The sequence below is a fragment of the Geodermatophilus sp. YIM 151500 genome (genome assembly GCF_025716945.1).
Classification (GTDB): domain Bacteria; phylum Actinomycetota; class Actinomycetes; order Mycobacteriales; family Geodermatophilaceae; genus YIM-151500.
Genome location: NZ_JAOVZT010000007.1, coordinates 136708 through 147421 on the forward strand (window position 1 = coordinate 136708; position 10714 = coordinate 147421).

General features: G+C 78.6%; 11 protein-coding genes. 7 read left to right on the forward strand and 4 right to left on the reverse strand.

What is annotated here, in order from left to right:
• Positions 1-30: 30 nt before the first annotated feature.
• Complete coding sequence (locus OF117_RS13730; RefSeq protein WP_263553407.1) at positions 31-189, forward strand: hypothetical protein; 159 nt, start codon at positions 31-33, stop codon at positions 187-189.
• Between the two features lie 304 nt (positions 190-493).
• On the opposite strand, the gene OF117_RS13735 is transcribed toward OF117_RS13730, so the two are convergent.
• Positions 494-715 carry a hypothetical protein gene (locus tag OF117_RS13735; protein ID WP_263553408.1) on the reverse strand — a complete coding sequence of 74 codons (222 nt, stop codon included), beginning with the start codon at positions 713-715 and terminating at the stop codon, positions 494-496.
• A gap of 48 nt (positions 716-763) precedes the next feature.
• On the opposite strand from OF117_RS13735, the gene OF117_RS13740 reads away from it, so the two are divergent.
• Together OF117_RS13740 and OF117_RS13745 are read left to right on the forward strand one after the other, a co-directional pair.
• Positions 764-1273: an Lrp/AsnC family transcriptional regulator gene (locus OF117_RS13740; RefSeq protein WP_263553409.1), complete on the forward strand. Its 510-nt coding sequence runs from the start codon at positions 764-766 to the stop codon at positions 1271-1273.
• Positions 1266-1646 (forward strand): DUF4229 domain-containing protein, encoded by a 381-nt coding sequence (locus OF117_RS13745; RefSeq protein WP_263553410.1) that lies wholly within the window; start codon positions 1266-1268, stop codon positions 1644-1646. The genes OF117_RS13740 and OF117_RS13745 overlap by 8 nt, the downstream gene beginning before the upstream one ends.
• Before the next feature lie 39 nt (positions 1647-1685).
• On the opposite strand, the gene OF117_RS13750 is transcribed toward OF117_RS13745, so the two are convergent.
• A complete protein-coding gene (locus tag OF117_RS13750) occupies positions 1686-2558 on the reverse strand; it encodes a 1,4-dihydroxy-2-naphthoate polyprenyltransferase (protein WP_263553411.1) in 873 nt (290 codons plus the stop codon).
• Entirely contained in the window at positions 2558-3706 is a 1149-nt protein-coding gene (menE, locus tag OF117_RS13755) for an o-succinylbenzoate--CoA ligase (protein ID WP_263553412.1), read from the reverse strand. Before menE ends, OF117_RS13750 begins: the two co-directional genes overlap by 1 nt.
• Before the next feature lie 130 nt (positions 3707-3836).
• Here menE and OF117_RS13760 point away from each other — a divergent pair, with 130 nt between their 5' ends.
• Together OF117_RS13760 and menD are read left to right on the forward strand one after the other, a co-directional pair.
• Positions 3837-4796, forward strand: coding sequence for an o-succinylbenzoate synthase (locus OF117_RS13760; protein ID WP_263553413.1), 960 nt, complete (start codon positions 3837-3839; stop codon positions 4794-4796).
• The gene (menD, locus tag OF117_RS13765; protein WP_263553414.1) at positions 4793-6502 is read left to right on the forward strand and encodes a 2-succinyl-5-enolpyruvyl-6-hydroxy-3-cyclohexene-1-carboxylic-acid synthase; all 1710 of its coding nucleotides are present in this window, start codon (positions 4793-4795) and stop codon (positions 6500-6502) included. Before OF117_RS13760 ends, menD begins: the two co-directional genes overlap by 4 nt.
• 17 nt (positions 6503-6519) lie before the next feature.
• Here menD and OF117_RS13770 read toward each other — a convergent pair whose 3' ends face one another.
• Entirely contained in the window at positions 6520-7791 is a 1272-nt protein-coding gene (locus OF117_RS13770) for an isochorismate synthase MenF (RefSeq protein WP_263553415.1), read from the reverse strand.
• A 36-nt stretch (positions 7792-7827) separates the two neighbouring features.
• Between OF117_RS13770 and OF117_RS13775 the strand changes: the two genes are divergently transcribed.
• Both OF117_RS13775 and OF117_RS13780 read left to right on the forward strand, forming a co-directional pair.
• On the forward strand, positions 7828-8547 hold the full coding sequence (locus OF117_RS13775) for a demethylmenaquinone methyltransferase (protein WP_263553416.1): 720 nt from the start codon (positions 7828-7830) through the stop codon (positions 8545-8547).
• 85 nt (positions 8548-8632) lie between these two features.
• Positions 8633-10600 carry an HNH endonuclease signature motif containing protein gene (locus OF117_RS13780; protein WP_263553417.1) on the forward strand — a complete coding sequence of 656 codons (1968 nt, stop codon included), beginning with the start codon at positions 8633-8635 and terminating at the stop codon, positions 10598-10600.
• The last annotated feature ends 114 nt before the right edge of the window (positions 10601-10714 follow it).

The following is a 10714-nucleotide window of genomic DNA, read 5'->3' on the forward strand; positions in this document are numbered from 1 at the left end:
ACCGGCCCGGGTGCGTGATTCGATGCCTGCATGAGCCCCACCGTCGCCCACGCGCCCGGTCGCGACCGGCCGCTGCCCCCGGCGGATCCGCCGGGCTGGCCCGGGCCCGAGGTGCCCGACGACGGCGGCGGCGGACTTGGCTGGCCGGGCGATCTGCCCGACGGGGCGGGTCCCGACCGCCGGGCGTGATCGATCGCCCCAACCGTGTGCGCTGGCGCCCCGTTCCAGGGCCGAGAACTTCCCGTCCACCACACCGTCTCCCGGATGCCCACCCGAGGCACGCACGGAGCGGCCGACGCCCATCTCCCACTGGCCTGGACCGATGAGGTCCGGGCCTTCCAAGAGGTCCCGGGCTAGGGCGTCGAGACCGCGGACAACGCTCGTTCCTCGCTGCGATGCTCCCGCGGCTGTCGTCAGGCTCTGCCGATGGCCTGACTGCGCGCCGCGGTCCGCTCCTCGCTCGTTCCTCGCTGCGATGCTCCCGCGGCTGTCGTCAGGCGGTGGTGCCGTCGTCCCGTCGGACGCGTCGCTCCAGCTCGCGCAGGAACTCGGGGTCGTCGTCCGGGGCGACCGGTCGGCGAGGCTGCGCCGGCCGGGCCGGGCGACGCGCGCGCGGTGCCTTCGGTGGCCGGGCCGTCCTCCCGGGGGCGCCGGCGGCCCGCATCACCAGCACGACGACCACCACCGCGATCAGCAGCACCACCAGGAACGCCACCGTCCCACCCCCTCGTCCGCACCCAGGGTACGTCCGCCGGAGATACTCGTGCCCACGACCGAGGTCGCCGTCGGCCGGCAGGCGGGGGACGGGCGGCCACCCAGGAGGACGGGGACCACCATCGACGCCGTCGACCAGCGACTCATCGACCTGCTGCGCGCCAACGGCCGGGCGAGCTACGCCGAGCTCGCCCGCCAGGTCGGCCTCTCCTCGCCGGCCGTGCACGAACGGGTGGGCAAGCTCGAGGCCGCCGGGGTCATCACCGGCTACCACGCGATCGTCGACCCGCCCGCTGTCGGGCTCGACGTCACCGCCCTGGTCGGCGTCATCGAGAGCGACTCCGTCGACGACGCCGGCGTGGAGCAGGCGCTGCGCGGGATGCCGGGCATCGAGGACTGCTGGCGGGTCGCGGGCACCGAGGACTACGTGGTCAAGGTCCGCGTGACCGACATCCCGGCACTGGAGGCGACCATCAACGCGTTGAACCGCATCAGGGGCGTGGCACGCACCCGGACGACCGTCGTCCTGTCGACCAAGTGGGAGGGCCGTCATGGCTGAGCGCAGCGAACCGGGCACGCCGGTGACCCCGCCACCGGCGGCCGGCGAGCCGACCCCTACCACACCCGCCGGACCTGCGGGCGGTCCGGCCACACCCCCGCGGGTACTGCCCTGGCTGCTCGTCTACTCGGTGGGGCGGCTGGCGATCGCCGTCGCCCTCGTGCTGCTGCTGTGGATCGTCGGTATCGGCAGCTACGCCGGGCTGCTGTTCGGGCTGCTGCTGTCCATGCCGGTCGCCTACGTGCTGATGCGCCCGGCCCGCGACAGGCTGACCGAGGCGCTCGCCGCCCGCAGCCTGGCCCGCCGGGCGGCCAAGGAGGACCTGCGGACCCGGCTCAGCGGCGGTGAGGACGCCGACGCGGACGCCCGCTGAGCAGGCACGGACGCCCGCCGGGCCGGGCCCGGCCACCCCTCATCCGCTCAGCGCGAGGCCGGTGGCGAGCAGGATCCCGGTGACGAGCGTCAGCAGCCCGGTGCGCTGCAGGGCCGCGATCAGCTCCGGGCCGCGCCCGCCGGTGAGCACCGTGCGGACCGGCGGCACCGCCAGCGGTGCGGCGAGCAGCGCGAGCAGCGCGCCGGGCCGGGCGACGCCGATCGCGGCGAGGGTGGCCAGCGAGACGGCGAGCAGGCCCGCGTAGACAAACCGGGTGGTCCGCTCGCCGAGCAGGACGGCGAGGGTGCGCTTGCCGACGGCGGCGTCGCCGCTGATGTCACGCAGGTTGTTGACCACCAGCAGCGCCGTCGACTGCAGCCCGACCGGCACCGCGGCCGCCACGGCCAACCCGTCGACCGAGCCGGTCTGCGCGAACGCCGTCCCCACGACGGCCACCAGGCCGAAGAAGAGGAAGACGAAGACCTCGCCGAGGGCCCGGTAGCCGTAGGGCAGCGGTCCGCCGGTGTAGGTCCAGGCCGCGGCGATGCAGAGCGCGCCGACCGCGACCAACCACCAACTCGACAGCGCGGCGAGGGCCAGGCCGGCCAGCGCGGCGATCCCGAAGGCGACGACGGCGGCCAGCAGCACCTGCGACGGGCTCGCCGCGCCGGAGCCGACCAGCCGCATCGGCCCGACCCGGACCGCGTCGGTGCCGCGGGTGCCGTCGGAGTAGTCGTTGGCGTAGTTGACCGCGACCTGCAGCGCCAGCGCGACGACCAGCGCCAGCAGCGCCGGGCCGAGCCGGAAGCCGTCGAGGGCGGCGGCCGCACCGCTGCCCACGAGCACCGGGGCGACGGCGGCGGGCAGCGTCCGCGGCCGGGCCCCGGCCACCCATTGGGCGGCGGTGGCCATCAGCGCGCGCCCAGCGCGGCGGCGACCGCCCGCCGGTCGGGCTTGCCCGTGTGCAGCAGCGGGACGGCGTCCAGCAGGTGCAGCTCGCGCGGCGCCGCGGCACCGCCGAGCCGGCCGGCCACCCAGGGCCGCAGCGCGTCCAGGTCCGGCGCACCGCTGGCGGCCGGGACGACGGCGGCGACCACCCGCTGCCCCCACTCCGGATCGGGCCGGCCGAAGACCACGGCGTCCGCGACGGCCGGGTGCGCGCGCAGTGCGGCCTCCACGGCCGGTGGGGCGACGTTGACCCCGCCGGTGACCACCACGTCGTCCAGCCGGCCCTGCACGGTCAGCCGGCCCTCGGCGTCCAGGCTGCCCGCGTCCCGGGTGCGGAACCAGCCGTCGACGAAGGCGGCGGCGGTCGCCGACGGGTCGCACCGGTAGCCGAGGGCGAGGGCCGGCCCGGCCAGTTCGACGCCGCCGTCGGCGCCGGCGCGCACCTGCACACCCGTGAGCGGCCGCCCGTCGTACACGCAGCCGCCGGCGGTCTCGGTCATGCCGTAGGTGGTGACCACGTGGACGCCGGCCGCCCGGGCACGGTCGAGCAGCTCGGGATCGGTCGCCGCACCGCCGACGAGCACGGCGTCGAAGGAGCGCAGCGCGTCGGGCTCGCCGTCGAGGTGGCGGCGCAGCTGGGTGGGCACCAGGGCGGTGTACCGGCGGTCGTCCCCGGGCAGGCGGGCGACGGCCGCGGCCAGCGGCTCGCCCCGCTCGAGGACCGTGGCGCTCCGGCCGGCGAGCAGGCCGCGGCAGAGCACCTGCAGCCCGGCGATGGCCGAGACCGGGAGGGCCAGCAGCCAGCTGCCGGGGCCGCCGAGCCGGTCCAGCGTGGCCGTCGCCGAGGCCCGCAGCGCCCCCGCGGACAGCAGGACCCCGCGGGCGGCGCCGGTGGAGCCCGAGGTCACCACGAGCAGGTGGGCGCCCGGTTCCACCGGCTCGTCGGGGTGCAGCGCGGCCCGGGCGGCGGCGACGGCGTCCGGCGGGCCGGCGGGGACGACGGCGAGCGGGGCGCCGCCGTCCAGGCAGGCCCGCAGCGCGGGCTCGACGGCAGCCCGGACCACCGCCTCGGAGGGGCCGGGCGCGGGGAGGAGGGTCAGCTGCCGGGCCACGACCGGCAAGGGTACGGCGGGCCGCCCCAGGGTCCCGCCGGGAGCGTGCGAGCGGTGAGGAGGACGGTGAGGAGGACGGGCTCCTTCCACGGTGGAGGAGCGGCAGAGTCCTTCCCCTACCCTGTCCGACGTGATCCCGGCGCCGGACCTGGAGGCGCACGCGTACCAGGTGCCGCTGCGCACCCGCTTCCGGGGCATCGACGTCCGCGACGGCGTGCTCGTGCGCGGGCCGGCCGGCTGGGGCGAGTTCAGCCCGTTCTGGGACTACGGCGTGGCCGAGAGCCGCCGCTGGTGGGCGGCGGCGCGGGAGGCCGCAGTCGAGGGCTGGCCGGCGCCCCTGCGGTCGGTGGTGCCGGTCAACGTGACGGTGCCCGCGGTCGACGCGGAGCGGGCGCACGCGATCGTCGCCGCCTCGGGTTGCCGCACCGCCAAGGTGAAGGTCGCCGAGCCCGGTCAGTCCCCGGCCGACGACCTGGGCCGCGTCGAGGCGGTGCGCGACGCGCTGGGTCCGGACGGCGCGGTCCGCGTCGACGCGAACGCCGCGTGGGACGTCGGCACCGCCGCCGCACGGATCGCCGAACTCGACCGGGTGGCGGCCCTGGAGTACGTCGAGCAGCCCTGCGCGTCGCTGGCCGAGCTGGCCGCGCTGCGGCGGCGGATCGGCGTCCGGATCGCCGTCGACGAGGGCGTGCGGCGGGCCGGCGACCCGCTGCGGGTCGACCTGCGGGAGGCCGCCGACGTCGTCGTCCTCAAGGTGCAGCCGCTGGGCGGCGTCCGGGCCGCACTGCGCGTGGCCGAGGCGCACGGACTGCCGTGCGTGGTGTCCTCGGCGCTGGAGAGCTCGGTCGGCATCGCCGCCGGCGTCGCGCTGGCCGCCGCGTTGCCGGAGCTGCCGTTCGCCTGCGGGCTGGCCACCGTGGCGCTGTTCGACGACGACGTGACCAGCGCGCCGCTGCTGCCGGTCGACGGTGCGCTGCCCGTCGTCCGCCCGGAGCCCGACCGGCTGGACGCCGTGGCCGCCGACGCGGCGACCGCGGCGCGCTGGGCGGCGCGGCTGGCGTCGGTCCGCACGGCGGTGCCGGCGGCGTGAACCCCTCCACCGCGCTGGGTCGCGTCCTGGTCGACGAGCTGGTGCGCGGCGGTGTCACCGACGCCGTGCTGGCACCGGGCTCGCGGTCGGCGCCGGTCGCCCTGGCGCTGCTCGCCGCGGAACGCGCCGGGCGGCTGCGGCTGCACGTGCGCATCGACGAGCGGACGGCGGCCTTCCTCGCCCTCGGGCTGGCGAAGCGCTCCGGCCGGCCGGTGCCGGTGCTCACCACCTCGGGGACGGCGGCGGCGCACCTGCACGCCGCGGTGCTGGAGGCCGACGCGAGCGGGGTGCCGCTGCTGGCGCTGACCGCCGACCGCCCGCCGGAGCTGCGCGCCACCGGCGCGAACCAGACCGTGGAGCAGGTCGGCCTGTACGGCGGCGCGGTGCGCTGGACGGCCGACATCGGCGTGCCGGAGGCGGGCCGGGAGCAGGCGCAGAACCGCTACTGGCGCTCGCTGGTCGCCAAGGCGCTCGTGCTGGCGACCGGTGCGCTGTCCGGCGACCCCGGCCCGGTGCACCTGAACCTGCCGCTGCGCGAGCCGCTGCTCCCCGGGGACGACGCCGGGCCGGCCGAGCCGTCGGGCCCGTGGGCGGGCCGCCCGGGCGGAGCGCCGTGGACCGAGCCGGCGGCCGGGCCGGCCGTGCCCGGCCCGGAGCGGGACGGGCCGGCCCGCACCCTGGTCGTCGCCGGCGACGCGCCGCCGGCCCTGGGGCACGCGGCGGCGGAGCTGGCCGACGCGCGGGGCTGGCCGGTGCTGGCCGAGCCGTCGAGCGGGGCGTGGGCCGGCCGGGGCGCCCTGCGCGGCGGAGCGCTGCTGCTGGGCGCGCCGGGCTGGCTCGCGGCGCACCGCCCGGACCGGGTGCTCGTGGTCGGGCGGCCGACGCTGTCGCGGCCGGTGGCGGCGCTGCTCGCCGATCCGGCCGTGCGGGTCGAGACGGTGGCGCCGTCGCCGCGGTGGGCCGACGCCGCGCGGAGCAGCGTGCACGTGTCGCTGCACCTGCCGCCCGCGACCGGTGCGATCGCCGACGGCTGGCGGTCGGCGTGGTCGGCCGCCGCCGCCCGCGCCGGCGCAGCCGTCGACCGGGTCCTCGACGGGCGTCCCGGCCTGACCGGCGCGCGGCTGGCCCGCGACGTGGTGGCCGGCCTGCCCGGCGGCTCGCTGCTGCTGCTCGGCTCGTCGACGCCCGTGCGTGACGTCGACCGGCTGGCCGTACCGCGGGCGGACCTGGCGGTGCTGGCCAGCCGGGGCGTGGCCGGCATCGACGGCACGGTGTCGACGGCGGTCGGCGCGGCCCTGGCGCACGCCCGGGACGGCGGTGGCCGCGCCTTTGCTCTGCTCGGCGATCTCACGGTGCTGCACGATCTGACGGGGCTGCTGCTCGGCGAGGGCGAGCCCGCGCCCGATCTCACGCTGGTCGTGCCCGACAACGACGGCGGCGGCATCTTCGCCCAACTCGAGCCCGGGGACGAGCGCCACACCGCCGACTACCGGCGGGTGTTCGGCACCCCGCACGGCCGCTCGCTGGTCGGGGTGGCCCGCGCGCTGGGCTGGGCGGCGTCGGAGGTGTCCGGGCCGGCGGAGCTACCGGGGGCGCTCGCGGCCGGCGGGCGGCGGGTAGTCGTCGTCCGCACCGACCAGCGCGCGGAGGCGGCGCTGGCCGCGGAGCTGCGAGCAACCGCCGCCGAGGCGCTCGGCGGCGGCTGACGGCCGCTCGGCCGGGCTCAGGTCTCCAGCGCGGCCTGGAAGGCGGCGAACTTGGCCTGGGTCTCGGCGAGCTCGGCGGTCGGGTCGGAGCCGGCGACGATCCCGCAGCCGGCGAACAGCCGGGCGCCGTGCCCGCCGGTGAGCTCCGCGCAGCGCAGGGCCAGACCGAACTCGCCGTCGCCGCGGGCGTCCATCCAGCCGACCGGGCCGGCGTAGCGGCCGCGGTCCATGCCCTCCAGCTCGGCGATGACCTCGGCGGCGCGGTCGGTCGGGGTGCCGCAGACTGCGGCGGTCGGGTGCACGGCGCCGACGAGGTCGAGCAGCCCGGCGGCGCCGAGCGGCCCGCGGCGGCGCTGGGTGCCCGTCACGTCGGTGGCCAGGTGCCGCACGTTGGCCAGGGTGAGCAGCTCCGGCTCGCCGGGGGCCTCGAGCGCGGTGCAGTAGGGCTCCAGCGCGCGCACCAGCGAGTCGACGGCGAGGGCGTGCTCCGCGCGGTCCTTGGCCGAGCCGAGCAGGGCGGCGGCGAGTCGCTCGTCGTGCGCCCCGGAGCCGCGCGGCGCCGTCCCGGCGAGCACCCGGGCCGACAGCTGCCGGCCGGTGCGCCGCAGCAGCAGCTCCGGGGTGGCGCCGAGCAGCCCGTCGACGGCGAAGGTCCAGCAGTCGGGGAAGCGGTCGGCGAGCCGCAGGAGCAGGCGGCGTGGGTCGAGCGGGACGTCGGAGGCGACCAGCAGGTCGCGGGCCAGCACGACCTTGGCCAGCTCGCCGGCGTCGATCCGCCCGACGGCCTCGGCGACGGCGGCGCACCAGCTGGCCGGGTCGAGCGCGCCGTCGGCGTAGCGGAGCTGGGGAAGGGGCCCGTCGGGGACCTCGTCGGCCGCGTCGTCGAGCACGGCCCGCGGGTCGCTGCCGTCCATGGTCGTGACGCAGGTGACGCCGCCGCGCCGGGAGGCGACGACCCGGGGGACGACGAAGACCGACGTCCCGACCGCCGGGTCGAACGCGATCCCGGCGAAGACCACCGCGCCGCCGCCGGGCGCCGCGGGGGCGTCCGGACCGGCGGATCCGCGGGCGAGGTCCGTCCACCAGGCGGCGGCCTCGGCGAGCGCGTCGGGACCGGAGACCTCCAGCCGGGCGACCTCGCCGGCGCCGACCAGTCCCTCCCCGCGGCGCACCCAGGACAGCGCACCGTCGCGGGGGAGGAGGCGCAGCAGGTCGGGGGCGCCGTCGAGCCGTGCGGTCCGGATCGGGAAGGCGGCCGTGTCCGAGGAGGTCACGGCCGCAGCGGTCACGAGCTCCAGGGTAGGGGGCCGGGTACCGTGCCTGCCGTGACCGACCGTGAGGAGCGCGGCACGGCCGGGGGTGTGCGGGCCGGGCTGGACAAGCGCCCGGCCGACGTGGCGGCGATGTTCGACCGGGTCGCGCGCCGGTACGACGTCACGAACACCGTGCTCTCCGGCGGCCGGGACGCGGCCTGGCGCCGGGCCACCCGTGAGGCGCTGGGTGCCCGGCCCGGGCAGGTCGTGCTCGACGTCGCAGCGGGCACCGGGGTCTCGACCGTGGAACTCGCCGCCGGCGGCGTGCGCGCGATCGCGTGCGACTTCTCGCAGGGCATGCTGCGCGCCGGTGCCTCCCGCGGGGTGCCGATGGTGGCCGGTGACGCGATGGCCCTCCCGCTCGCCGACGAGAGCGTGGACGGCGTCGTCATCTCCTTCGGCCTGCGCAACGTCGCCGACCCTGCTGTCGCGCTGCGCGAGTTCCTCCGCGTCACCCGCCCCGGCGGGCGGCTGGTGGTCTGCGAGTTCTCGACACCCACCTGGGCCCCGTTCCGCACGGTGTACCTGGAGTACCTGATGCGCCTCCTCCCACGGATCGCGCGCGCGGTGAGCAGCAACCCGGAGGCCTACGTCTACCTGGCCGAGTCGATCCGGGCGTGGCCGGCCCAGCGGGCCCTGGCCGCGCGGCTCCAGGCGGCGGGCTGGGCGGACGTCGGCTGGCGCGACCTGACCGGCGGGGTCGTCGCCCTGCACCGCGGCCGCAAGGCGTAGCCGCACCCCCCCGGATCCGACGAGCACGTCGTCGACGGCGCCTGGACCTGCGGAATTGTCGGTGCCCTCCCGTAGCTTCGGACACGTGTTCGGGAGCGGGTTCGGGGTGGCGGTGACCGCCGTGGACCTGTGCCCATGGCCGGCCGGGGCGCTGTCGGTCGGCGATCCGGACGACGCCGGTCCGGACGCCGTTCCGGACGATGCCGCCCTGGTGCCGCCGGGCGGGGGCGGGTCGCCGGCGCGGCTGGGCGAGCTGCTGCCGGTCGGGGTGCGCAGCGACGCGGAGCTGGCCGCCGAGCTGCAGCGGATCGTGGCGATCGAGGCCCGGTTGATGGCCTACAAGACCGAACTGGTGGCCGCGTTCGCCGCCCGGCGGCCGGACTGCTGGGACGTGCCCCGCGGCGCCGCGGCCCGAGCCGCCCGCGACGCCCGCGCCGGCGCCCCGTCCGACGCCGAGCAGGACGCCACCGCCGAGGACGGCGACGCCGGGGCCGAGACCGCGGCCGGAACCGCCGCCGCCGGGGACGGCCCCACCGACACCGTCGAGACCGATGCCGGATCCGGGATGGCGGGGGTGCCGGTGGATGCGTCGGGGCGGCCGGAGTTCATCGGCACCTCGGAGTTCTTCGCCGACGAGCTGGCGCTGGTGCTGAACTGCTCGCGGACGGCGGCGAGCACGCTGATCGGGCAGGCGTTCACCCTGCTGACCCGGCTGCCGGGCACATGGGCGGCGCTGGCCGACGGCCGGCTCGACTGGCCGCGGGCCCGCGGCCTGACCGCCGAGCTGGGCGCACCCGCGGCCGGCACCGATCCGGCGATCGTGGCCGCGGTGGAGGCCGCGCTGCTGCCGACCGCGGCCGAGCTGTCGGTGCGGGGGCTGCGCGCCGCGGCCCGCCGGGAGCTGATCGGCCGGGACGCCGCGGCCACCGAGGAGCGCCGGGCGGCCGCCGAGCGGGCCGCCGACGTCACCGTCCGGCCGGCCGGGGACGGCATGGCCGAGCTGGCCGCGTTCCTGCCCGCGCCGCTGGCCGCCGCGTTGCACGACACCCTGGACGGCTACGCCCGGCTGGCCGCCGCCGACGGCGATGCCCGCCCGCTGGGGCAGCTGCGGGTCGGCGTGCTGGGCGATCTGGTGCTGCGCCCGTGGGACACCACCCGCCCGCCGCTCACCGCCACCCTCACCGTGGTCGCGCCGCTGGGCAGCCTGTTCCCCGGCGCCGGCGCCGGCGCCCCGGTCGGCCACGGTGGGTGTGATGCGGCCGGCGGCACCGCCCCGGCGCCCGCCGACCCCGCCCGGGCCGGCCGCCCCACGCCGGCCTGGGCCGGTGCCGCGGAGGTCAACGGGCAGCCGATCACCGCCGCCCAGCTGCGCCGGCTGCTCGAGCACCTGGATGCGCTGTGCCCCGGCGGGCTGCAGGCCCCCACCGGCGGCGCGCTGCACCTGGCCCTGGTCGACCCGACCACCGGCGCGCTGCGCGCCACCCTCACCCGCGCCGAGCTCGAACGGCTGGCCCGCCGCGGCTGCCCGCAGCACCCACCCGGCACCCGCCGACCGGACGCTGGGAGCGGACCGGGCAGCCACGGCCATCCCGGCAGCGGCGGCGCCCCACCCGGCACCCGCGGGCCGGACGGCGGCGGCGGGCCGGGCGGTGATCCCGCCGGGGACTGCGGCTGCCCGGTGCTCGACCGGCCGCCGCCGGTGGACCGCTACCGGCCCAGCGCCGCCCAGCACCGCTACGTCACCACCCGCGACCGCAGCTGTCGGCACCCCGGCTGCACCAACCGGGCCGGCTGGGCCGACCTGGACCACGTCGTGCCGCACGCGGTCGGCGGGCCCACCGACTGCGCCAACCTGTGCTGCCTGTGCCGCCGGCACCACCGGCTGAAGACGGACGCCCCCGGCTGGACGTTCACCATGAGCGACGACGGCCTGCTCACCGTCACCACCCCCAGCGGCGTCACCCGCACCACCCGACCACCCGGCCTCACCGACCCGGCACCCGGGGCACCGCCGCGCACGCCATCCGGCGGGGACGACCCCCCACCCTTCTGACCCGGGCGGGCGCACCGACCTGCTCGCGCGCCGACGCCCGGCAAGGCCGGTCGCGGCCACGCGCTCGGACGGCAAGGCCGGTCGCGGCCACGCGCTCGGACGGCAAGGCCGGTC